The 21,736-nt window shown below is 41.3% G+C and carries 25 protein-coding genes and 1 pseudogene; 15 read left to right on the top strand and 11 right to left on the bottom strand.

Annotated features, from left to right (window positions below):
- Positions 1–139: 139 nt before the first annotated feature.
- From ACWIUE_RS06935 to ACWIUE_RS06910, 6 genes and pseudogenes are all read left to right on the top strand, one after another.
- Positions 140–697, top strand: coding sequence for a hypothetical protein (locus ACWIUE_RS06935; protein ID WP_454135987.1), 558 nt, complete (start codon positions 140–142; stop codon positions 695–697).
- A gap of 142 nt (positions 698–839) precedes the next feature.
- Entirely contained in the window at positions 840–1,043 is a 204-nt protein-coding gene (locus tag ACWIUE_RS06930; RefSeq protein WP_454135986.1) for a hypothetical protein, read from the top strand.
- The gene (locus ACWIUE_RS06925) at positions 1,040–1,432 is read left to right on the top strand and encodes a glycosyltransferase 61 family protein (protein ID WP_454135985.1); all 393 of its coding nucleotides are present in this window, start codon (positions 1,040–1,042) and stop codon (positions 1,430–1,432) included. Before ACWIUE_RS06930 ends, ACWIUE_RS06925 begins: the two co-directional genes overlap by 4 nt.
- A gap of 37 nt (positions 1,433–1,469) precedes the next feature.
- The gene (locus ACWIUE_RS06920) at positions 1,470–2,534 is read left to right on the top strand and encodes a protoporphyrinogen/coproporphyrinogen oxidase (RefSeq protein WP_454135984.1); all 1,065 of its coding nucleotides are present in this window, start codon (positions 1,470–1,472) and stop codon (positions 2,532–2,534) included.
- Complete coding sequence (locus tag ACWIUE_RS06915) at positions 2,497–2,793, top strand: hypothetical protein (RefSeq protein WP_454135983.1); 297 nt, start codon at positions 2,497–2,499, stop codon at positions 2,791–2,793. Before ACWIUE_RS06920 ends, ACWIUE_RS06915 begins: the two co-directional genes overlap by 38 nt.
- Before the next feature lie 368 nt (positions 2,794–3,161).
- Positions 3,162–3,386: pseudogene (locus ACWIUE_RS06910) on the top strand (BRCT domain-containing protein); the annotation flags it as partial.
- Between the two features lie 57 nt (positions 3,387–3,443).
- On the opposite strand, the gene ACWIUE_RS06905 reads toward ACWIUE_RS06910, so the two are convergent.
- Positions 3,444–3,626, bottom strand: a complete 183-nt coding sequence (locus ACWIUE_RS06905; protein ID WP_454135982.1) for a hypothetical protein — start codon at positions 3,624–3,626, stop codon at positions 3,444–3,446.
- Here ACWIUE_RS06905 and ACWIUE_RS06900 point away from each other — a divergent pair.
- From ACWIUE_RS06900 to ACWIUE_RS06890, 3 genes are read left to right on the top strand one after another with little or no spacing between them, the layout of a single operon-like run.
- Positions 3,599–3,826, top strand: a complete 228-nt coding sequence (locus ACWIUE_RS06900) for a hypothetical protein (RefSeq protein ID WP_454135981.1) — start codon at positions 3,599–3,601, stop codon at positions 3,824–3,826. The two genes, ACWIUE_RS06905 and ACWIUE_RS06900, sit on opposite strands and share 28 nt — an antisense overlap.
- Positions 3,827–3,835: 9 nt before the next feature.
- On the top strand, positions 3,836–4,045 hold the full coding sequence (locus ACWIUE_RS06895; RefSeq protein ID WP_454135980.1) for a hypothetical protein: 210 nt from the start codon (positions 3,836–3,838) through the stop codon (positions 4,043–4,045).
- A 24-nt stretch (positions 4,046–4,069) separates the two neighbouring features.
- Positions 4,070–4,318, top strand: coding sequence for a hypothetical protein (locus tag ACWIUE_RS06890; RefSeq protein ID WP_454135979.1), 249 nt, complete (start codon positions 4,070–4,072; stop codon positions 4,316–4,318).
- Between the two features lie 58 nt (positions 4,319–4,376).
- On the opposite strand, the gene ACWIUE_RS06885 is transcribed toward ACWIUE_RS06890, so the two are convergent.
- Genes ACWIUE_RS06885 through glmS form a run of 3 tightly spaced genes read right to left on the bottom strand, consistent with a single transcriptional unit; the run spans position 4,377 to position 8,961 of the window.
- On the bottom strand, positions 4,377–5,033 hold the full coding sequence (locus ACWIUE_RS06885) for an RBBP9/YdeN family alpha/beta hydrolase (protein WP_454135978.1): 657 nt from the start codon (positions 5,031–5,033) through the stop codon (positions 4,377–4,379).
- 14 nt (positions 5,034–5,047) lie between these two features.
- The gene (locus ACWIUE_RS06880) at positions 5,048–7,027 is read right to left on the bottom strand and encodes a GGDEF domain-containing protein (protein ID WP_454135977.1); all 1,980 of its coding nucleotides are present in this window, start codon (positions 7,025–7,027) and stop codon (positions 5,048–5,050) included.
- Positions 7,028–7,062: 35 nt separating this feature from the next.
- On the bottom strand, positions 7,063–8,961 hold the full coding sequence (gene glmS, locus ACWIUE_RS06875; protein ID WP_454135976.1) for a glutamine--fructose-6-phosphate transaminase (isomerizing): 1,899 nt from the start codon (positions 8,959–8,961) through the stop codon (positions 7,063–7,065).
- 71 nt (positions 8,962–9,032) lie between these two features.
- Between glmS and ACWIUE_RS06870 the strand changes: the two genes are divergently transcribed.
- From ACWIUE_RS06870 to ACWIUE_RS06860, 3 genes are all read left to right on the top strand, one after another.
- Positions 9,033–9,743: a GNAT family N-acetyltransferase gene (locus tag ACWIUE_RS06870; RefSeq protein WP_454135975.1), complete on the top strand. Its 711-nt coding sequence runs from the start codon at positions 9,033–9,035 to the stop codon at positions 9,741–9,743.
- Positions 9,740–10,747, top strand: a complete 1,008-nt coding sequence (pseI, locus tag ACWIUE_RS06865; protein ID WP_454135974.1) for a pseudaminic acid synthase — start codon at positions 9,740–9,742, stop codon at positions 10,745–10,747. The genes ACWIUE_RS06870 and pseI overlap by 4 nt, the downstream gene beginning before the upstream one ends.
- A 66-nt stretch (positions 10,748–10,813) precedes the next feature.
- Positions 10,814–11,026, top strand: a complete 213-nt coding sequence (locus tag ACWIUE_RS06860; RefSeq protein ID WP_454135973.1) for a hypothetical protein — start codon at positions 10,814–10,816, stop codon at positions 11,024–11,026.
- Positions 11,027–11,160: 134 nt separating this feature from the next.
- Here ACWIUE_RS06860 and ACWIUE_RS06855 read toward each other — a convergent pair whose 3' ends face one another.
- Genes ACWIUE_RS06855 through ACWIUE_RS06830 form a run of 6 tightly spaced genes read right to left on the bottom strand, consistent with a single transcriptional unit; the run spans position 11,161 to position 17,393 of the window.
- A complete protein-coding gene (locus ACWIUE_RS06855) occupies positions 11,161–11,859 on the bottom strand; it encodes a hypothetical protein (RefSeq protein ID WP_454135972.1) in 699 nt (232 codons plus the stop codon).
- Positions 11,859–12,374: a hypothetical protein gene (locus tag ACWIUE_RS06850; RefSeq protein WP_454135971.1), complete on the bottom strand. Its 516-nt coding sequence runs from the start codon at positions 12,372–12,374 to the stop codon at positions 11,859–11,861. Before ACWIUE_RS06850 ends, ACWIUE_RS06855 begins: the two co-directional genes overlap by 1 nt.
- Positions 12,375–12,429: 55 nt before the next feature.
- A complete protein-coding gene (locus ACWIUE_RS06845) occupies positions 12,430–12,741 on the bottom strand; it encodes a hypothetical protein (protein ID WP_454135970.1) in 312 nt (103 codons plus the stop codon).
- 39 nt (positions 12,742–12,780) lie between these two features.
- Positions 12,781–13,149: a hypothetical protein gene (locus ACWIUE_RS06840; protein WP_454135969.1), complete on the bottom strand. Its 369-nt coding sequence runs from the start codon at positions 13,147–13,149 to the stop codon at positions 12,781–12,783.
- Between the two features lie 21 nt (positions 13,150–13,170).
- The gene (locus tag ACWIUE_RS06835; RefSeq protein ID WP_454135968.1) at positions 13,171–14,118 is read right to left on the bottom strand and encodes a glycosyltransferase family 2 protein; all 948 of its coding nucleotides are present in this window, start codon (positions 14,116–14,118) and stop codon (positions 13,171–13,173) included.
- The gene (locus tag ACWIUE_RS06830) at positions 14,115–17,393 is read right to left on the bottom strand and encodes a valine--tRNA ligase (RefSeq protein WP_454135967.1); all 3,279 of its coding nucleotides are present in this window, start codon (positions 17,391–17,393) and stop codon (positions 14,115–14,117) included. The genes ACWIUE_RS06835 and ACWIUE_RS06830 overlap by 4 nt, the downstream gene beginning before the upstream one ends.
- Before the next feature lie 61 nt (positions 17,394–17,454).
- On the opposite strand from ACWIUE_RS06830, the gene fliW reads away from it, so the two are divergent.
- The gene (fliW, locus tag ACWIUE_RS06825; protein WP_454135966.1) at positions 17,455–17,832 is read left to right on the top strand and encodes a flagellar assembly protein FliW; all 378 of its coding nucleotides are present in this window, start codon (positions 17,455–17,457) and stop codon (positions 17,830–17,832) included.
- The gene (locus ACWIUE_RS06820) at positions 17,833–20,340 is read left to right on the top strand and encodes an ATP-dependent helicase (protein ID WP_454135965.1); all 2,508 of its coding nucleotides are present in this window, start codon (positions 17,833–17,835) and stop codon (positions 20,338–20,340) included.
- On the opposite strand, the gene ACWIUE_RS06815 is transcribed toward ACWIUE_RS06820, so the two are convergent.
- Positions 20,298–20,492 (bottom strand): hypothetical protein, encoded by a 195-nt coding sequence (locus ACWIUE_RS06815; protein WP_454135964.1) that lies wholly within the window; start codon positions 20,490–20,492, stop codon positions 20,298–20,300. The genes ACWIUE_RS06820 and ACWIUE_RS06815 overlap by 43 nt on opposite strands.
- Before the next feature lie 19 nt (positions 20,493–20,511).
- Between ACWIUE_RS06815 and ACWIUE_RS06810 the strand changes: the two genes are divergently transcribed.
- Positions 20,512–21,495: a hypothetical protein gene (locus ACWIUE_RS06810; RefSeq protein WP_454135963.1), complete on the top strand. Its 984-nt coding sequence runs from the start codon at positions 20,512–20,514 to the stop codon at positions 21,493–21,495.
- Positions 21,496–21,736 lie beyond the last annotated feature (241 nt).

Below are 21,736 nucleotides of genomic sequence, written 5' to 3'. Positions count from 1 at the left end.
TAAAAACTCCGCGCCGTTAAAATTTGCGTTTGTGTATGGAAAATTAGCGGTTTTGCTCATCTTAAAAGTCCTTAAATGTAAAATAAAATTTGGATTATATTATAATTTCGCCTTAAATTTAAAATAAAGGAAGGTAAAAATGGAAACATTAAAAGTTCGCATTTCGCCCTTAGTGGCGGATGATTCTAGGGAGTTTGCAAGTATATTTGATATGCAGAAATTTGGCAATTTAGCGCATTTTAATGAGTGCGTGCTAAACACGCGAGGGACGCCAAATGCGCCTGTTAAAATGGCGCGGGAAATGGAGTTTAAGTTAAGTGCGTTTGATATTTTGCATTTTGAAAATATTGAGATTGTGACAACGAGTGGCGGGGCATTTAAGGATGGCGAGATGATACAGGAAAATGCCGCTGGATTTGGCAAGCATACATTTGTGCGTAAAAATTATAGCGATTTTAAGAGATTGGCAAGGCGATTTTTTATCCCGCTAAATTTTGTGGAGTTTAAGCAAAGTGTAAAGGTGCTTTTAAGTGCGATTTTTGGCGCAGAATCTAAGCGATTGCAAAATAATCATCCAAAGATTTTATTCCACTCGCCAAATTGGGATTGTTTTAGTCATTTTAGTTTTGAGGAATTTCCTAGACTTTTAGCAACGCTTAAAGCATTTTCTAAAATAGGGGGGGGGCAGCACAAGTAAAAATGCAGAATCTGAAAATCTCATAATAATCGCTCCCATCCGCCACTCTTGGCAGTTTAATCAATACATTTATCCCGCACTTCTTTCTCTTACAAAAGAGCATAATCCTACTTGCCCATTTGCCATAAAAAAGGAAAATATTGTGTGCGTAAATAATGCCAAACTCCCGCAAAAAGCGGTGCTAAAAGCAAAAAATGTCTTTATCCCCACGCCTGTAAAATGCAATAAAAAATATTTGGTGGATGCGATGGAGTTTTTACGCGAATTTTATTTTGATGAAAATTTCACGCGTGGAGTGGAGCGTATTTACATTTCACGGGCAAAAAGTGCAAAGCGATTTTGGTGAATGAAAATGAAGTGCGAGAGATTTTGGAGCAAAAATATGGGTTTAAAACGCTTTTTATGGAGGAAGTTAGTTTCAAAGATAAGATAAATTATCTCTCCCGCGCAAAGGTGCTTTTAAGCGTGGATGGCACTTCGGTGATGAATTATGGATATATGAAGGCAGGTAGCAAGGCAATTGCGTTGCGTCCATTTAATATGGCTGAATATCCCATCGAAAATATTTTTGGCGTGGAGTTTTTACCCATAATTTGCGAGATTGATAAAAAAACGGAAAAAGACACCGACCATTTGGATGGATTTATCGGGTCGTGGTGGGCGAGTAATTTAATCGTGGATATTAAATATTTGGAGGATAGATTGAGTGCTTATGGAATTTGCCCTATAAATTAGTTAAAATCGCAACTTTATTTCAACAAATGGAGGATTTATGAAAAAGCAAAAGGCACTTGTGCTTGGCGCGGGGATTGCCGGGATTTCTGCGGCATATCACTTGCAAGATGGCGGAAAATATGAAGTTTATGTGTATGAAAAAAATAGCGATTGGGGCGGATTGTGCGGAGGATTTTGGGTAGATTCTGCGAAGGGGAAATTTTGGTTTGATAATGCTGTGCATTTAAGTTTCACAAGCGATAATTACGCAAAATCCACCTTCCACACAAACGCCCCACCCCTAACGCACATCCCAAACCCCATAAATTATTACGAAAATATCGCAATAAAGCACCCCGCGCAAAATAATCTCTGCCACCTCCCGCTTGATATCAAAATAAGCGCGCTAAAAGATATGATTGGCAACAAAAATAAAAATAAAATTTGCAATTATGAGGATTGGTTGAGGGCGCAATATGGCGACTTTTTCACGGAAAATTTCGTCAAAAAATACACGCGAAAATATTGGACACTTGAAGCGAGGGAGTTAAGCACGAGTTGGGTGGGTGGGCGATTTTATATGCCAAATTTAGAGGAAATCTTGCGTGGAGCGATGAGCGATGAGACGCCAAATACCTACTACGCCCAAAAAATGCACTATCCAAAAGAGGGGCAATATCGCTCTTTTGTAAAAAATCTAGCGCAAAATTTAAATATCACATACAAAAAAGAAGCAGTGGAAATAAACGCAGAATCTGTAACTTTTAGCGATGGCAGTGGCGCGAAGTTTGATAAACTCATCTCCACACTGCCTATAAATGAGATTGTAAAACTGCTAAAAAATATCCCGCAAAAGGTTAAAAATGCAGCGGCAAAATTGCACGCCACTTCGGTTGCAATCGTTAGTTTTGGATTTAAGAGAGCGGATGTGGCGAAAAATCTTTGGTTTTATTCCTACGATGAGGATAAATTATTCGCGCGAGTATATTCGCCATCGCTAAAAAGTCCAAGCAATGCGCCCAAAGGTTGCTCATCATTACAAGCAGAAATTTATTTCTCCGCATTTAAACCGCTGGAAAATATGCTTGGCATTTATAAAAATCCCCCCCCAATTCGATTATAAACAAATCTTAATTTCCCACACAAAAGAGCAATTTGTAAAATTAGGCATTTGCAAGGATGGCGATATAATTTGCGAGGATTGCAGAATCTTACCCTTTGGCAATGTCATTTTCACACACAAAATGGAGCATTACCGCAAAATCGTATTAGACTTTATCAAATCTCGTGGCATAATCTCTTGCGGGCGATTTGGCGCGTGGGATTATTTATGGAGTGACCAAAGTTTTTTAAGTGGGATGGACGCAGTGAAAAATATTTAATTTTGTAGAATTTTATTTGGATTGTCATTATTAGCGCGAAGCGAAGAATCTCTTTTTAGATTCTGTGATTTTTGTGTTAGATTCTGCGTTGCGTGCAATTCGCAGAATCTCGTGTGAAATCCGCAGAATCTAACGCGAAAACTTCCCTTGCGGAGGGTAATCCCAAAAATTCCCCCTCACTTGCGGAAATTAAATCAACTTGTCCCCCCTCCCTTGCGGAGATTGAATCAAATTTTTCCCCCTCCCTTGCGGAGGGGGTTAGGGGGTGGGTATCAAAATCCCCCACAGATTCTGCGAATTTTGAAGGCAAACCAAATTTAGATTCTGCTGATTTTTGTCATTTTGGCGAAGAATCTCAAAAAAATACTTCGGCGATTGACGGGAAAATTTTTGTGATAACAGGCACGCTTTCTCGCCCACGAGATGAGTTTGTGGAGATTATTGAGCGTTTGGGCGGGAGGGTGAGTTCGGCGATTTCATCCAAAACGCATTTTTTGCTTTGCGGGGCAAACGCGGGTGGCAAACTGCAAAAGGCGCGGACTTTGGGCGTAAAATGTATCGATGAAGGCGAATTTTTTGAGATGATAAAATAGCAATCGGCGTTATAAAAATGCGCCAAATTTGCAGAATCTACGCTAGATTCTACAAAATCACACGCAATTCGCAGAATCTAAAACAATACAATTATTTCGCAGAATCTGCTCGTTTATGATAACGAAATGCACCAAAATCGCAGAATCTGCCACCACTTCGTCATTGCGAGATTTTGCGAATCTTGGATTAGATTCTGCGATTTGCGTGTGATTTGCAGAATCTGCATTGCGTTCCGTCATTGCGAGATTCTGCGTTAGCAAAATCGTGGCAATCTATGCTAGATACTGCGATTTTTGTGAGATTCTGCGCCATACTTCACGCTAGATTCTGCGAAATTTGGATTAGATTCTGCGATTTTGCGATATTTTTGCTATCGCAAAAATTTTGGATTGCCACGAAAATCCTTGCGGATTTTCTCACAATGACGAATTATGTGTAGATTCTGCGAATGAAGTTTTTACGCTATTATTTTTTTGATTATTTTACCCACCCCTTTAATCCCCCTCCGCAAGGGAGGGGGAGCAAGTTGATTCAATCTCCGCAAGGGAGGGGGAATTTTTTGGAATTGTCCTCCGCAAGGGGTTTTGGAGTTAGATTCTGCGGAGCAAATTTCGTGCGAGATTCTGTGTTTTTGTGCGATTATCAGAATCTAGCGTAGAATCCCTTTTGTCATACTAGGCGAATGCGAAGTATCTCAAAAATAAAAGAGATTCTTCGCTACGCACTTCGTGCTACGCGCGAGAATGACAATATTATAGATTGCCACGAAAATTCGCTACGCTCATTTTCTCGCAATGACGGCGTGGTAGGCAATTCGCAGAATCTAAAACAACGCAATTATTTCGCAGAATCTCGCACAAAAACTTCCCTTGCGGAGGGGGTTAGGGGGTGGGTAAGATTCTGCGAATTTGCAAAAAAAACAAGCGAATGAAAATGAAAAAATGGCGAAGCAAAATCTGCGAATAAAATAAAAAACGCAGAATCTGCCCTTATTTCTTATCGCTTTTTTCCTTTGGTAAGTCCGCGTCAATCATCGCCTTTGTCTCGCTGTAAATTATGCGCGGACTTACATAATCATCCTTGCCTTGCTTGATTTTCCCGCCTTGCTCTAAAATAAACTTCGCATTGAGCTTATTTGCCAAATCCTCGCTTAATTTATAGGGCGCGATTTTATCATCCCTCGTGGAAAGAAGCGTAATGTGGCGGATATTTTTCATCAAATTTTTGTAATCTAACTCCACCGCATTAAACGCAGAAGCACTCTGCCCCTGCGGTGCTTGCCCGACAAATCCACTCACAAGCACAATCCCACCGACTTTTTTCCCGCTCTCTTCGATGAATTTCAGCACCGCAATCCCGCTAACCCCGTGCGCCACGAAGTAAGTCGCCTCATCAATCTCCCCTGCGACTTCCTTAATCTTATCTTTCCAAAGTTGAATGTCCGCACTTTTTGGCATATCCGGCAGTGCGATATTTTCCGCCTTTATCGCCTTGCCAATCTCGCTGCTTAGCTCGCTTTTTAGCCACGGATACCAATAAGATTCTGCATTCGCCTCAAATCCGTGAATGATATAAATCCTTATATCCTTCGCAAACGCCCCACTCACAAGCCCAAACGCCAATAGCGCAATTCTAAAAACTCTCATTTTTGTTACCTCCGTTAAATTAAATTATTGAGTTTTAAACTCTCTATAAACTCGTCATCATCGCTAGATTCTGCGTTTTTATCCGCAGAATCTCCCAAAATCGCAGAATCTGCGTCTTTTTTCGCGTTAGATTCTGCGAGTTTCTTACTTTCCGCCTTTTTTGCATCGGCATTTGCTTTTAAATCCAAGTTGTAGGTTACCACTTGATTTCTACCGCCTTCTTTTGCCTCATACAACGCCAAATCCGCTTGATTTATGCACTCCCACACATCGTGCGAAAATTCAGGCATTGCACTTACGCCGATACTCACGGATTTGCTAAACTTCAACTCACCGCGCGAGCATTTTTTCGCCATTGCAAAGGCATTGCGGATTTTATCAGCAACTCTTGTCGCTTCATCAATATCGGTTTCATCCAAAATTACCACAAATTCCTCGCCACCATAGCGGATGAGTTTATCCACCGGGCGAATGATTTTGCGAATAGTCTCCACAAGCAGCACAATCCCCGCATCGCCGATTGCGTGTCCGTAAGTGTCGTTGATATTTTTAAAGTGGTCGATATCAAGCATCAAAATGCCGAAATTCGCGTGCTTTTCTAGCTTCGCCTTAATCTCGCTAGAATATTTATCCAAAAAGAAGCGGTTAAATGCCTTTGTGAGCGGGTCGGTGAAGGAATTTTCCTCGATTTCTTTCATAAGGATTTTTGTATTTATAATGTGCCGTGCCTCGCGCATATAGTTGTAAATTCGCGTGATTGACTTTTCTTTTTCAATGAGTTCTTTTTTGGAATCTAGGGCGATTGAGTAGAGCACCTCTAATTTATTTGAGATGACAAACTTCAAATCAATCACATTCAGTCCGCCAAGCGAGGTTGAGACGAAAACGCTCCCCTTGTCATCGTGGAAAATGATATTTTTATTATCCGCGTTTAGTCGCTTTTGGATGGTTGTGATTTCGCCTGAAATGATTTTCATCGTCACATCATTTTCGATTTTATATCCGCTAACCACCTCGCCATTTGATATTTCGGCGAAAGTGAGATTTTTGTATTTGATATATTTTTGGATTACGAGTTGTATTTCTTTATAAATGTCCGCTGTTTGCTTGAAAGAATCAATCTTATTTTTGAAAGAAAACAGCACGACAATTTCATTTATCACCTCACTCAAACGAATAAGCGGATTTTTATTATAAACGGAGCGATTGTAGGTGAAAATTTGGGCGATTTTGGTGTCGATTGCCGAGATATTTTTATCTAACCCTTCAAGTAGGCGGTTTGTAAGCTTTGTAATCTCGCTCATCCCTACAAGGTGCGTTTTTACCCGCAGTGTGAAGTCTCCATTTATCGCTGCTAAAATCGCAGAGCGAATATTTGCGCTAAGGCGCGTAAATTGCCCGATGCTAATCATCAGCATAATCATCAAAAATAAAGTCGCCATCCCTAAAAATACCAAAAATTCATTTTGCATAGTTGTGGCGATATCGACAATGTTATCCGTCAAAAGCAAGCTAGCATTCACCGCGCCGATAACATCGCCGGACTTTATTTGCGAATGGCAGGTGACGCACTTTTGATTTGCGATGATGGGGATGGAAACCCTAGCGGTGTGATTATTTGTGCCTTCATTTTTTTGCAAAGAGATTTCGGCGCGATTTTTGGAGAGGTAGATATTTCGCTCGATTTGGTCGCGCAGTGTGGATTTTGGCTTTTTTAGTGCGGCACTAAACTCATCACTGCGACTAATCCACAAATCTTTGACTTGCCTTTGATATTTTATGGAGTTGATAATGTCATAAATATGCGCATTTACTCCCTGCCCTGTGGTGTATGCAACATCAAATGCAGCAGATGAAGTGCTGATAAGTTGCGTTTTGATTAACTCTAAATCTTTTTCTTTGTTATACAAATCCACTTTGTATAAGATAAATCCGCTACTTGCGATAATCGCAATCGCTGATAACAAAATAATCTTTATGCGTAAAAGTAACATTTTTCCCCCTTATTTTTTGCAAATTCGCAGAATCTTCACTCAACCGTTACGCTTTTTGCCAAATTTCGTGGCATATCGACATCATTGCCTAACCTTATCGCCACTTCTAATGCCAAAACCTGCAAAATCACCATCATCGCAAAAAATTCCTCCATATAGCTATCAAATTTTTTGATTTTCACCATATCATCAGCCAAAGCGCAATCCTCTTGGCTAATCACACATATTGTCGCATCGCGGGTGCTTAGCTCGGCGGTGTTGTTTTTGATTTTGTCAAAAAGCAAATGTTTTGGCATAAGGCTAATGGTAAAAAGTTCGCTATCGGCTAACGCAATGGGTCCGTGCTTCATCTCTCCGCTAGGATAGCCCTCCGCGTGGAGATAGCTAAGCTCTTTTAATTTCAGCGCACCCTCTAATGCAAGTGGATAAAAAATATCGCGTCCGATAAAGAAAAAGCCGTGTCCGTGCAAATATCGCTTGGAGAGCTTTTTAAGTCTATCGTGCATTGCTTCATCGATTTTTGCGGCGTTTGTGGCGTCTTTCATATTTTTAATGTGGGCTTTTAGTTTGTCGCTTGAAATCGCTCCGCGTTTTTTGCCCAAATACACGCCTAAAATCCATAGCAACATTACCTGCGTGGCAAATGCCTTTGTCGAAGCCACGCCCTTTTCAATCCCCGCACGGGTAAGCAAACTACACTGCGCCTCTCGCACGATTGAGCTATCCTCCACATTGCAAATCGCTAGGGTTTTAAGATTTGCGCGTTTGGCAAGTTTGAGTGCCTCCAAAGTATCCGCCGTTTCGCCACTTTGTGAGATTACTATAAAAAGTTCGTTTGGATTCATCACAGGCTCTGCGTAGCGAAATTCACTTGCGATGGCTACGCTAGTTTTGATTTTTGCTTCTCTCTCAAAAATGTATTTTGCCACTAGCGCGGCATTGTGGCTTGTCCCACAAGCGCAAAGCGTGATAGATTCGACACCTTCTAAAAAATCATCATCGATTTCAAGGGCGATTTTATCATTTGCGATTCGCCCTGCCAAAGTGTCCTTTAATACCGCACTTTGCTCATAAATCTCTTTTTCCATAAAATAGCGATAGCCCTCTTTTTGCGCAGATAGCTTTGTGCCGACTAATTTTTGGATTCGCGGTAGTGTGCTAAAATTTGTCCTATCCATAAAGCCATATTCGCCGTCCTCCAAATAGCAAACTTCGCTGACAATGCCTAAAAGTGGCGATGAGCTTGACGCAAAATAAATATCTCCCACATTGTCATTGCGAGATTCGGCGATAGCCGAATCGTGGCAATCTATGCTGTTTTTTTGGATTGCCACACTCGCTTCGCTCGTTCGCAATGACGAATCTTGTGATTTTGCGCGTCCTATAATAAGCGGTGAGCCATTTTTCGCATAAAAAATCTTATCTTTTTCGCCCTTTGTGATTAAAAGCAACGCATAAGAGCCTTGCAAACGCGCTATCGTTGCCTTAAACGCGCTTAATGCGCAATCCGCGCCATTTAGATTTTCCTCAAATAAATGCACGATGATTTCAGTGTCTGTTTGTGAGCTAAATTTATGCCCTTTTTGCTCCAAATCCGCGCGAATCTCGCTGTAATTTTCGATGATTCCATTATGCACTACCGCGCTAAATTCCGCACTTTGCGGGTGTGCGTTTGTGTCGCTAACTTTGCCGTGCGTAGCCCAGCGCGTATGCCCGATTGCCACACCAAAGCCACTACTTTGAAAATCAGCGCATTTTGCAGTTAGATTTTTTAGCTTTCCCGCACTCTTAAAAACGCTCAAATCGCCGCCATTTTCTCCGCAAAGCACCGCGATTCCCGCGCTATCATAGCCACGATATTCTAATTCGCTAAGTCCATCTAATAAAATCTGCTTTTTCTCGCTATTGCCTATGTAGCCTATGATTCCGCACATTTCATCTCCAAAATTAAGCAAAAATTTTATAAAATTCGCAATTTTAGCCAAATTTTATTTAATGGAGTCAAATGTTGAATTTTGCGTTTGAAAATTTGGTTGCGGTAAATTTTGTGAATTTGGATAAATCTCGTGCTTTGGCGGTTTTGGAGGCGCGAAATGCGGTTAGAGAATTTATGCTAACTTCGCGTGAGATAGGCGAGGTGGAGCATTTTAGATTCATCGAATCGTTGCGTGAGGACAAAAGAAATGCCTATTTTGCGGTGTATGAGTGCGAATCAAGCGAATCTAAAACTCCCCCTCCCTTGCGGAGGGGGATTAAGGGGGTGGGTAAAAATTATCCATCATTACTAGATTCTGCGACTAAAATCGCAGAATCTAGCGCATTTATCGGCGTAATCTGTCTAAATCAAATCGACTTTGCAAACAAAAACGCATTTTTGGGAATCTATGCGAATCTAATCGCAAATCCCACCGCGAATCCTATCCCAAATCACACCACAAACAACGGCGCGAATCTACTAAAAATCCTAAAATTTATCGCATTTGATGAGCTAAATTTACACATTTTATATGCCAAAGTGCTATCCACAAACTCCCGCGCCTTGCGATTTTATGACAAAAATGGCTTTGTGCGCTGTGGCAAACTCTGTGAGGCAATAAAGCGCGATGATAAATTTTTGGATTTGGAGATTTTGGCATTAAAATCACAAGTCCCGTCATTGCGAGGAAGTCCGCAAGGACTGACGAAGCAATCTAAACAAATTAAGGAATTAAAATGAGCGTTTTTATAGTCGCTGAATTAAGCGCAAATCACGGAGGCGACTTGCAAGTCGCAAAGGACACGATTAAGGCTGCCAAAGAATGCGGTGCGGACGCAATCAAACTCCAAACCTACACGGCGGACTGCCTAACGATTGATTGCAAAAGCGAAGTTTTCAAAATCACCGATTCGCCCCTGTGGAGCGGAAAATATCTCTATGATTTATATAAAGAAGCCGCGATGCCTTGTGAGTGGAATGCCGAGCTGTTTGCTTACGCACGCCAAATTGAGATAGAGTGCTTTTCAACGCCTTTTTCACGCAGTGGCGTGGATTTATTGGAGTCTATTGGCAATCCCATCTACAAAATCGCAAGTTTTGAAGTGGTGGATTTGGATTTGGTGGATTATGTCGCAAGGCAGGGCAAACCTGTGATATTATCAAGCGGAATTGCCACAAATGACGAGCTAAAAACGGCAATAGAGCTGATAAAATCGCGTGGCGTGAGTGATATAACGCTTTTAAAATGCGTGAGTGCCTATCCTGCGAATATTGCGGATATGAATCTCCGTGAAATGCGCTTTTTGGGCGAAAAATTTGGCGTGAAATTTGGACTAAGCGACCACAGCTTGGGCAATATGGCGGGGATTATCGCAACTAGCTTGGGTGCGAGTATGATTGAGAAGCATTTTATTTTGGATAAGAGCATTCGCAGTGCTGATAGCGCGTTTAGCTTGGATAGGGCGGAGTTTGCGGAGTTTGTAAGGGCGATTCGAAACGCAGAATCTGCTTTAAACGCAGAATCTACCGCAGATTCTGTGAATCAAAAGCAAGGCAGGACATTTGCGCGAAGTCTTTTTGTGGTAAAGGACATAAAAAAAGGCGAGATTTTAAATAGCGAAAATATCCGCGCGATTCGCCCAAATGCGGGACTGCCTCCGAAATTTTTAAATGAAATTTTAGGCAAAAAAGCAACGCATAATTTACCCTTTGGCAAACCGCTACAATGGGAGGATTTTGAGTAGATTCTGCGAATTTGATAAATTTCGCAGAATCTAGCGCGAAAATTTATTAGATTCTGCGTTTTTCGTTTGAAACGCAGAATCTGCGCCCTTTTTCCGTCATTGCGAGAAGAATCACGCGAATCGCACACCACGCCGTCATTGCGAGGCTTTGAAAAAGCCGAAGCAATCCATTTTATTTTCTTTATTCTCTTTTTTTGGATTGCTTCGCCCTTGCTATCGCAAGGACTCGCAATGACGAATCACTCGCTAGATTTGCCCCTATTTCAATCGCATTTTTAGCGAGGGATATAATTTGTTGTGCGATTGCCAAGAATAATGCGATTAGAATCTACTTTTTAACTTAAAATCTTGCACACAATATAAAAGGCTTGTTTTTCTTTGTCGCTCAAAGTTTGCTCAACTCTCTTGCAATGCTATACTTTATGCTTTGCAAATAGGTTTAGTGGCTTTTTGTCTAATATTTGCTGATAATATGGATTTTCATCGCTAATGCCAAAATAAAATCCACAGCCATTAGCCATCTCTCTAAATTCCCATTTTAGCAGATTGTAGATGACTTCGTGTAGCTCTTTGTGCTCCCATTTTCTAATCTGTATTTTTTTAGGTTTTATGCGATACATTGCTAGGATTTTTTCTCGTTGCTCTTTGATTGTAAGTCCATCTAAATTCACACTTTCCCAAGTATTTTCCAAACCTTCATTTTCTAGCTCATACTTTGCATCGCTGATTCGCAGATACCTTAAAACATAAACATAATCTTTAAATCTAAGTCGCTTTCTATACATAGAAGTGTGCGAAATACCGCTATTTAGATTATCACACTTGCAGTGGATATTGTTTAGATAAATATTAGCTTCTGCTACCCACTGCGCTATCCTTTGCTCTCTATTAGATTCATCATAAATAGCGATTTTATGCAATGCCAATGCTATTTTATCCAAATACGATTCCACATACTCTACGCCCCTTTGTCTGCCTGTGAGCGTTAGTCCCAAATCATACACAAAAAAGCTAGGCGAGTAAAATAGCCAATCAGGCAATTTATAATATATATTCCAGCGATACCAATGGCAAATTCGCTTAAAAATGTTGCTTTTGTTGTTTGTTTTCATTATGGCATCCTTAACTTCAAATCTAAATATGAACAATAGCGCGTGAATGTCTTTTCCGCCCACTGCAACTGACACATTTCACAAAATTGATGACTTAAAATAAGCTTTATGTGATATATGTCGCGCTCATTATGCCTTATATAGGCAATCCTTTTAGGATTGTAGCTATTATTCAAGTGTTTATCGCTCTCATATAAATCCCTATCATCAAAGCCATATAGCGCAGTTTCATACACAATCTTTGGATTCCAAAAGGCATTTTTAATCGCCTCGTCATATTCACCATAAGTGATTTTGCCATCATATTTGAGATTTTCGCATTTGCGGTAAATCTCGCCCAACCACGCGACAATTTCACGCTCCCACACCGCGAATCGCGCCTCTTTGTCGCGCTCTATGACTGCGATTCGCACTAGGTTTGTAATGATTTTTGCTGTGTTTTCATCTAGCAATTTTAAGGCTTCGTTTTTTGCTTTGATACGCGCTCTGCACTTTTGTAAAAAGTCAAATATCATTTTTTGCCCCCATTTGTTTGAATGCTTATCGCCTAAAAAATGGACAGATTTTTGTCTATTTAAAATGGCAAGTTGCTTTGTGTGAATCTAATCGCAATAAATCGTCATTGCAAAGAAATGCGTAGCGACTAACGAAGCAATCTACACTCGTTCCGTCATTGCGAGGAAGTTTGAGCGAAGCGAAAACAACAAAGCAATCTATTTCAGCGATTCGCTGATTGCTTCGATTTGGCGTTGCCAAATCTCGCAATGACGAAGTGAAGTAGATTCTGCGTTTTCGCACGATTCGCAGAATCTGCACCAAAAAAACGCAGAATCTAATAATGTTTTTTTGGATTGCCACGACTTGCATTCGCAAGTCTCGCAATGACGGGATTTTTTGAGATTCTTCGCTAATTTCGTTCGCTCAAAATGACAAAATTGTGGATTGCCACGACTTGCATTCGCAAGTCTCGCAATGACGGGATTTTTTGAGATTCTTCGCTAATTTCGTTCGTTCAAAATGACAAAGTTGTAGATTGCCACGAAGTCGCCCAAAGTGCGACTTCTCGCAATGACGAAAAAACACGCGAGATTCTGCGAATTTCGTTTGATTCGCAGAATCTGCGATATTTTTGCCATTTTGTTTATTAGATTCTGCGATTCGCAGAATCACAATCGAAGTAATGGCGGTGTGGCTTTGCACGAAGTTTGCCCCGTTGCTAGGAAATAGAACTCGTGGTTCATTGACGACGCAATGGGGCAAACTTCGTGTGAATTGCATACCCCAGAACAAATTGCCGCCACCAAAAAAACATTAAGATTCATATTCGACAATATAATGCGGTCTCCCCTTGCCCTGCTCATAAATCCGCCCTATATACTCGCCGATAATGCCTAACATTATGATTTGCAGTCCGCCAAAGAATGATATTAGCACCATTAGGCTAGGATACCCTTTCACAGGGTCGCCGAAAATCAGTGCTTTTATCAAAATATAGCTTCCCCACGCGCCTGATAGCGCAAAAATCACAATGCCGATGATTGTGATTGCGCGAAGTGGCGTGATTGAAAAGCTCACAATCCCGCCAAGCCCGTATCGTAGCAACTTTAAAAAGCTCCATTTAGATTCGCCACCCTCCCTTGCGACATATTCATACTCCAAATATTGCTTCTCAAAGCCCACAAACTCAAAAATCGCCTTTGAAAAGCGATGATATTCATTCATAGCCAAAATCGACTGCACCACTTCGCGCTCCATTAGGCGAAAATCTCTCACGCCAGAGACAATCTTTACGCTTGAAAGCGCATTATTGACTTTGTAGAAAATCTCGCTAAAAAATGCGCGGATTTTGCCATCACCACTGCGATTTGCGCGTTTGGCGACTATCATTTTCACGCGCCCCACGCCATTTGAAGTAACATTCGCATTATAAATCTCAATCATTTTGCTTAAAAGATTCGGAGGGTCTTGCAAATCGCAATCCATAAGCGTGATAAGCTCATTTTTCGCGCCTTTTAGCCCCGCAAGTATTGCGCCCTCTTTGCCAAAATTGCGCGAAAATTTGATAAGGCGGATATTTTTATCGCTCTTTTGTAGCGTTTTGACTTCATCAATCGTCCCATCCGTGCTACCATCATCGATGAAAATCATCTCATAATCGCTCACCATTTCACGCCATTTTTCGCCCATTATTGTTTTATAAAATCTCGCGACATTTTGCGCTTCATTAAAGCAAGGGATTATAATGCTAATGGTTTTCATTGATTTCCCCCTAAATTGCGTAGATTCTGCAACTCTTCGGTGATTTTATTTAGGCGCGAATTTGCTTCATTTAGCGCGTTTTGGTTTGAATCTACCAAATTTTTGGGCGCGTTTTTGATGAAATTTGCGTTATTTAGCACAAGTTCTAATTTGGTGATTTCTTTTTGGGTTTTTAGCATTTTGGCTTCTAATTTTGCAGTAAGTGCGCCCAAATCCACCGCATTTGCGGGGATATAGACTTCGCAAGATTCGCCAATTTCAAAGATACAATTTGGCATTTTGGATTTTACAAAGTCGATTTTGTCGCATTTTGCGAGTTTTTTGATGAAAATTTCAGCTAAATTTGTATCATTTAGATTTGCTTTAATAAATGCCGTTGATATGGGCTTGTTTGCCAAATCAATGCTAATTTTTGCGCGTCTAATGGTAGTTACAATATCTCTAATCACTTCAAAGTTGCTATTTACGGATAGATTCGCGCTAACACTATTTTCACATTCAGGGAATCTTTCAATCATAATCGAATCCGCATTTTCAATCTCACTGCCACGCAAACTCTGCCACACAAACTCGCTCACAAAGGGCATAAATGGGTGAAGCAACTTCATAGTCTCTCTCAAAATCGCGCCCACTTCAAAAACCGCCTCTTTTTGCGCCTTCACCGCCTCAATGCCAAAATCGCAAAAATCATTAAACAAAAAGCGATAAAGCGCGTTTGCGCCGTCATTGAAGCGATATGAAGTAAGCGCGTCTCGCACTTCTTTTGCGCAAATGTTGAATTTTGCGTAGATATAAAGCCCAAGCGGAGATTTAATCGAATCAAGCGTGGCAAAGTCGCGTTTCATATTGTCATTCTGAGGCTTTGAAAAAGCCGAAGAATCTCTATTTTGAGATTTTTCGCTTCGCTCAAAATGACAAGTTTGATTTGTTTGTTGCTCTTTGTAAAGCAAAAGAAAATTTAGCGCGTTTATGATTTTTATAACAAGCGCATTGCCGATAGTTAGGCTATTTTCGCCGATTTTTATATCCCGCCCTTGAATGCAATTATATGCAAGTGAAAAGCGCAAAATATCGCTACTATGCGTCTCAATCAGCACTAGCGGATTTATGACATTGCCCCGCGATTTGCTCATCTTTTTGCCATTTTCATCACACACAAGGGCGTGGAGATAAATGTCCTTAAAAGGCAGTTTGCCAAGCAAAGATTCGCCACTAAAAAGCATTCGCGCCACCCAAAAGAAGAGAATATCAAAGCTGGTAACAAGAAGCGAATTTGGGTAGAAATCCGTCAAATCGGATTCGGTGTAGAGCGCGTTGTGCGCGTTGTCTTGTGGCGATAAATCGGGGAGACTTGTTGTTTGAATCGCAGAATCTGCGATAAAATCGCCGTTTTTTGGATTAGATTCGCTTGTTTTTTCTCGCAAAAGGGCTGCACCCCCCGCCCCGCTCCCCCTACGCGCCAAAAGCTGCCGCTTTTCGCTTTTAGGGGGAGTGCCTCGCTTTTCCGCTTCTAGCAAAAAATCGGCGGTTGCACTACTGCAACCTTGAATCCGATTTTTTGCACCACGAAGCGGGCGAGATTTTGGTGCTTCGCACTGATTATTTTTATTAGATTCTGCGTTCGCAGAATCTGTATTATTCTCCGTCATTGCGAGATTCTGCGTAGCAGAATCGTGGCAATCCATATGATTATTTTTTGTGGATTGCTTCGTTGTGGCTTCGCCACTGCCTCGCAATGACGAAGTGGGGGCAGATTCTGCGATTTTTGTGCGAATCGCAGAATCTAGCGCAGAATCTGCGGAATGATTACCCGAGAACGAATTGCCAAAATCAAGAGACGAATTGCCACACGATGAATTACCCCAACCAAGTGTGCTAAACGCCCACAACCCCGAACTAAACCAAGTATCCAACACATCTTCATCTTGCCTCATCTCTGAGCCACATTTCGCACAAACCTCGCTGTCCTTTTCACTAGCCACCTTAATCCCGCATTTATCGCAGTAAAACACAGGGATTCGATGCCCCCACCAAAGCTGCCTAGAAATGCACCAATCGCGCAAATCATTCATCCACGCATTAAAATTATTTAGCCACGCATTTGGATAAAACTTGCATTCTCCCGCATTCACGCGCTTTATCGTCTCTTTTGCAATGTCTTTTTTCACAAACCACTGCTTTGAAATGTAGGGCTCTACGACATTTCCGCAACGATAGCATTTGCCTATTTGATTCGTATAGTCCTCTATTTTTTCTACAAATCCGCCACTTTCAAGCCGTGCGACTATCGCTTCTCGCGCCTCCAATCGCTCTAATCCCGCAAACTCCCCGCAGTGGCTATTTAAAATGCCATTTTTATCAAAAATCGTTATAAATTCTAACTTATGGCGCAATCCCACTTCGTAGTCGTTATTATCGTGTGCGGGTGTTACTTTTACCGCGCCCGTGCCAAATTCCATATCCACCACTTCATCAGCGATGATTTCAATCTCTCTCTCAATCAAAGGCAACACCACTTTTTGCCCGATTAAGTGGGCGAATCGCAAATCATTTGGATTTACCATTACCGCCGTATCGCCAAAATATGTCTCAGGGCGCGTAGTCGCCACCACCACGAATTTATCGCTATCTTTCAAAAAATATCGCAAATAATACAACTTGCCATTATTTTCCTCAAACTCCACTTCTATGTCGCTAAGCGCGCCATCGTGGGTGCACCAATTCACCATATAATCGCCCTGAAATATTAGCCCCCTATCATACCACGCGACAAATGCCTTTTTCACGGCATTTTGCAAGCCTTTATCCATCGTAAATCGTGTCCTGCTCCACGCAGCACTTGCACCCAAACGCTTTAATTGCGATATTATATCGCCACCGCTTTTTTCTTTCCACGCCCACACTTCGCGCAAAAACGCCTCTCGCCCGATTTGCTCTTTTTTAATGCCCTTTGCTAAAAGTTGTCGCTCAACTACATTTTGCGTAGCAATCCCCGCGTGGTCGATTCCGGGTTGCCAAAGTGTGCGAAAGCCCTGCATTCGCTTAAATCTCACGATAATATCTTGCAGAGTGTAGGTTAGCGCGTGTCCTATGTGGAGCGAACCTGTGATATTTGGCGGTGGCATCATAATGCAAAAATTTTTGCCATTTGCGATTTTGGCATTTGAATCCACTTCAAAATATCCCCGCTTCTCCCAAATCTCATAGCATTTTTTCTCAAAATCCTGCGCATTGTAATCCATAGCATAACCTTTTTTATGATAAATTTGTGGCATAAAATTTGCTTTAAAAAATGCAGGATTTTATCCAAAATATATTAAATTTAGGATTAGCAAAGTGAAATTTGAAGTCGTTGCGCCCATAATGGGCTTTGAGGATATTAAGGCGTTGGAGTTTATGCGAATCGATGATAACTTTGCCACGATTCGTGCGGAAAATGGCGTAAGTTGGAGTTTGGCAAATCCTTATGTTTTGCGTGATTACAAACTTGCGCTATCTGTCAGCTCACAAGCATTGCTTGATGTGGCGCAAGATTCGCAATTAGAAGTGTGGTGTATGATGATAATCCAAAAGCCACTCGAAGATTCGCGTGTGAATTTTTTATCGCCACTAATTTTAAATTTTAGCAACAAAAAATTATTGCAATTTCACTGCCATTTAAGCGACTATCCGCAGTATTTTAAGTTAGAATCATTACGCGCTTTTATAAATTAAGTGCCGTTACGCAATCTAAATGCCGAGCAACTATCGGCGATAAATGCGCCATTTGGGCATAATCTAATCATCGCCTCCGCTGGCACGGGCAAAACTTCAACGATTGTAGGACGCATCGCAAAGTTGCTAAATGACGGGATAAATCCGCGCGAGATTTTATTGCTGACATTTACAAACAAAGCCGCAAATGAGATGATTTCGCGCTTGGAGCGACATTTTGATAGCGCAATCACAAAACAAATAAACGCGGGGACTTTTCACGCAGTGGCTTATCGCTACCTAAAAGAGCATTCGCATATCACGCTAAAACAGCCCCGAGAGCTAAAAACGCTACTAAAATCGATTGTAAATGTTCGGCGATTTGATGAAAGCGTGGCGCATTATAAGGCGGAGTATTTATATGACTTAATGTCGCTATACATAAATACAAATGCGCCCCGTGCGGACAATTCGTCTTTGGAGTCGCACAATTCGTTCTCGGGTAATCATTCCGCAGATTCGCTAGATTTGGAGCGTTCGCAGACCGCTAGTCTAGTCTCACGCCCCAAATCTAGCGAAAACTACGAAAGCACTACTGCGATTCCTTCCGTTGTAGATTCTGCGAAAATCGCAGAATCTAATGAAAAAAATCCGTCATTGCGAGGCAGTGGCGAAGCCACAACGAAGCAATCCACAATAAAATCAAATCCGTGCGAAGCACCCAAATCTCGCCCGCTTCGTGGTGCAAAAAATCGGGAGCAAGCGAGCAGTAGTGCAAGTGCCGATTTTTTGCTAGAAGCGGATAAGCGAGGCACTCCCCCTAAAAGCGAAAAAGCAGCTGCTTTTTGGCGCGTAGGGGGAGCGGGGCGGGGGGTGCAGCCCTTTTTGCGAGAAAAAATTAGCGAATTTAATCCAAAAAATGACGACAATATCTCAGATTCTGCGAATCAAACACAAACACCACAATCTTTTAGTGATTTTATAACTTCACGCAACCCCGACCAATCAATCCACAGCGCAATCTATGACGACATTTTCGCCGAATTTATGGAGGTAAAAAAGCACTATCACTATGCAAGTTACGATGATTTATTGCTTTTGTATAGAGAGCAGATTTTAGCGCGTGGCGTGGGATTTTGCGAAGTTTTGGTTGATGAATACCAAGATACAAATCCTTTGCAAAATAGCATTATTAGCGCGTATTGCGCGGATTCGCTATTTTGCGTGGGCGATTATGACCAAAGCATTTATGCCTTTAATGGCGCAGACATCGGCATTATCGCTAGTTTTTCTGCGCGATATAAAGATGCGCAGATTTTTAGCCTAAACAAAAATTACCGCTCCACGCGCAAGATTTTAAATGTCGCAAACAAAGTCATCGCAAACAACCCGCGAATCTACCCAAAAAGCCTACAAGTTGTCCGCGACAGCGATGATTCGCGCGTGGAGATTTTGCGCTTTAAGCAAACAAAAGAGCAATATAGTTTCATCGCCAAACATATCGCCGATTCTACCCTACACGGCGCAAAACTCGGCGATATTGCGGTGATTTTTCGCAACAACACTAGCTCGGATTTGATTGAAGCAGGACTGCGCGAATATGGCATTGCGTGTCGCAAAAAGGGCGGACGCAGTTTTTTTGAAAGCCGTGAAATCGCCCTATTTATCGATATTTTGAGCCTTTTTAGCAATCGCGCAGATATGATGGCATTTGTGAATATTATCTCAAATGGTGCGCAAATCGGGGAAGTTATCGCAAAAGAGATTTATGAAGCATTGAGTTTTTTAGGCGGTGGCGATATTATCAGCGGTTTGATTCGCCCAAAACTCACGCACGGCGCAAATCCTTACAAAAGCCGTGCACGAAACGCGCAACTTGGGCTATTTGATGAGATTTTTGTCAAAGAAGATTCGGCGCGATTTAATAGCGCAATTAGCAAAAATTTTCACTCTCACCCCATTCTTTGCCACCCAAAGCTAAATAAAAAAAGCGCGATTTTTTTAAATAATTTTTATCAGTTATTTGAATTTAAAAGCAGAGATTTAAACGCACTTTTTAGCCACATAGAAAAGTCAGCATTTTGGAGCGATTTAAAATCACAAATCGCCACTACTCGCGCAAAAGGCACAGATTCAAGCGCAATCGATGATTTTACCAAAGCCATCGACAAAAAATTATCCATTTTGCAAAACTTGTCCCAAAAATACGACACTTTGACGCATTTTTTAAACCAAATTATCCTAAATAGCGCGGAATCAAGCAGTGGCGATGGCGTCCATTTACTCACAATCCACGCCTCCAAAGGATTAGAATTTGAGAGCGTTTATATCATCGATTTGATGGACGGACGATTCCCAAACTTTAAGCTTATGGCTAAAACAGGGAGTTTGGAGGAAGAGCGCAGACTTTTTTATGTCGCTACCACACGCGCAAAGCGCAATCTCTACTACTGCTTTGCGTATTTTGATTCGACAAAAAATACAAATTATTTGCCATCGATTTTTTTAAAAGAAGCGGGATTGATTTGAGATTCTGCGCTTTTTGCGGTGGATTCTGCGAAATTTTCGCCATTCGCAGAATCTGCGATAGATTCTGCGTTTTTTGCGCTAGATTCTGCAAATTGAAGCAAAATCGCAGAATCTACCTTTATTTTATTTTTAATTTCGCTATAATTTCGCATTTTTTAAAAAGGAATATTTTTGCAAAATACTTTGATTTCCCCAGCACCCATCGCACTTTTTGCCTACAATCGCCTCTGGCATTTAAAAGAGACTTTGAGTGCATTGGCGCAAAATAATCTTGCAAAAGATTCTGCGCTATATATTTTTTTAGACGCGCCAAAGGCAAATGCCTCGCAAAAGGAAGTCCAAACGCACAACAAAATCACCGCATTTTTAGAGCATTTCGCAGAATCTAGCGCAGATTTTAAACGCATTATTTTGGTTAAACGAACGCAGAATTTTGGTTTGGCAGATAATATTATTGATGGCGTAAGTGCCGTGATGAGCGAAAATAACAGGGCGATTATTTTGGAGGATGATATTGTTGTTAGTCCTGCGTTTTTGGAATATATGAATTTAGGACTTGCAAAATATCAAAGCGAACCAAAGGTTTTTAGTATTGATGCGTGGGTGCCAAAGATTTGCGATGATAGTTTAAGTGACTGCTTTTTCTCTCGTGCGTTTTACTGCTGGGGATGGGCGAGCTGGGCGGATAGATGGCAGTTGTTTAAGCGAGATATTGCGTGGATTAGGGCGAATTTTAATGAAAATGACATTTATGGCGCGAATTTAGATGGATTTACAAATGCGTATGGCGACTTTATTTTAAATGAAAAGGGGAAAATTAAAAGCTGGGCAATATTTTTTTACCTCATCGCATACAAGCATAGCGGACTTCATCTAGTGCCAAAAGTGCCCTACATTCGCCAAATTGGATTTGATGGAAGTGGAGTGCATTGCGGAAAGAGCGATATTTATGAAAATGACGCGCTAAATCTTGCGCTTCCGCAAACTTTTCCCCATTATTTGGAGGAAAATAAAATCGCCCTAACTCGCTTTCAAAACTTCTATGCAAGTCTTAAAAAACCACTGCCTACGCGTATTAAAAATAAAATCATCAAAGTCGCTACTAATTTAGTTCGCGCAACGAGAGAGAGAGAGAGAGAGAGAGAGAGAGAGTAGGCGCGCCTGCGCAAACTGCCGCTTAAATCCACATTTTCTTAATTTCCATTTTTTTGCTTCATATTTTGCCTTCCAAAATTATCTTAAAACCTTAAAAAACGCAGAATCTACGGAGATTTCATTAGATTCTGCGATATTTGCCAAAATCTATTTTAAAAATTCTCCCATTTTTCACACTGCAAAGCAAGCAAAGTTTTTAGCATATTCACGCAAATTATCTTTAATAGATTCTCGCACACAT

The sequence above is a fragment of the Helicobacter sp. 23-1045 genome (assembly GCF_053654655.1).
This window is presented reverse-complemented; position numbering and strand designations above follow the sequence as displayed.

What these genes read in the sequence shown, in the direction of transcription:
- ACWIUE_RS06880 (WP_454135977.1), bottom strand. Translation starts at nt 7,027, where the DNA reads ATGTTACTTTTACGCATAAAGATTATTTTGTTATCAGCGATTGCGATT.
- ACWIUE_RS06920 (WP_454135984.1), top strand. Translation starts at nt 1,470, where the DNA reads ATGAAAAAGCAAAAGGCACTTGTGCTTGGCGCGGGGATTGCCGGGATT.
- ACWIUE_RS06885 (WP_454135978.1), bottom strand. Translation starts at nt 5,033, where the DNA reads ATGAGAGTTTTTAGAATTGCGCTATTGGCGTTTGGGCTTGTGAGTGGG.
- glmS (WP_454135976.1), bottom strand. Translation starts at nt 8,961, where the DNA reads ATGTGCGGAATCATAGGCTACATAGGCAATAGCGAGAAAAAGCAGATT.
- ACWIUE_RS06905 (WP_454135982.1), bottom strand. Translation starts at nt 3,626, where the DNA reads ATGACGGAACGCAATGCAGATTCTGCAAATCACACGCAAATCGCAGAA.
- ACWIUE_RS06815 (WP_454135964.1), bottom strand. Translation starts at nt 20,492, where the DNA reads ATGCGAAATTATAGCGAAATTAAAAATAAAATAAAGGTAGATTCTGCG.
- ACWIUE_RS06935 (WP_454135987.1), top strand. Translation starts at nt 140, where the DNA reads ATGGAAACATTAAAAGTTCGCATTTCGCCCTTAGTGGCGGATGATTCT.
- ACWIUE_RS06835 (WP_454135968.1), bottom strand. Translation starts at nt 14,118, where the DNA reads ATGAAAACCATTAGCATTATAATCCCTTGCTTTAATGAAGCGCAAAAT.
- ACWIUE_RS06895 (WP_454135980.1), top strand. Translation starts at nt 3,836, where the DNA reads ATGAAGTTTTTACGCTATTATTTTTTTGATTATTTTACCCACCCCTTT.
- ACWIUE_RS06870 (WP_454135975.1), top strand. Translation starts at nt 9,033, where the DNA reads ATGTTGAATTTTGCGTTTGAAAATTTGGTTGCGGTAAATTTTGTGAAT.
- pseI (WP_454135974.1), top strand. Translation starts at nt 9,740, where the DNA reads ATGAGCGTTTTTATAGTCGCTGAATTAAGCGCAAATCACGGAGGCGAC.
- ACWIUE_RS06890 (WP_454135979.1), top strand. Translation starts at nt 4,070, where the DNA reads ATGCGAAGTATCTCAAAAATAAAAGAGATTCTTCGCTACGCACTTCGT.
- ACWIUE_RS06830 (WP_454135967.1), bottom strand. Translation starts at nt 17,393, where the DNA reads ATGCCACAAATTTATCATAAAAAAGGTTATGCTATGGATTACAATGCG.
- ACWIUE_RS06850 (WP_454135971.1), bottom strand. Translation starts at nt 12,374, where the DNA reads ATGATATTTGACTTTTTACAAAAGTGCAGAGCGCGTATCAAAGCAAAA.
- ACWIUE_RS06855 (WP_454135972.1), bottom strand. Translation starts at nt 11,859, where the DNA reads ATGAAAACAAACAACAAAAGCAACATTTTTAAGCGAATTTGCCATTGG.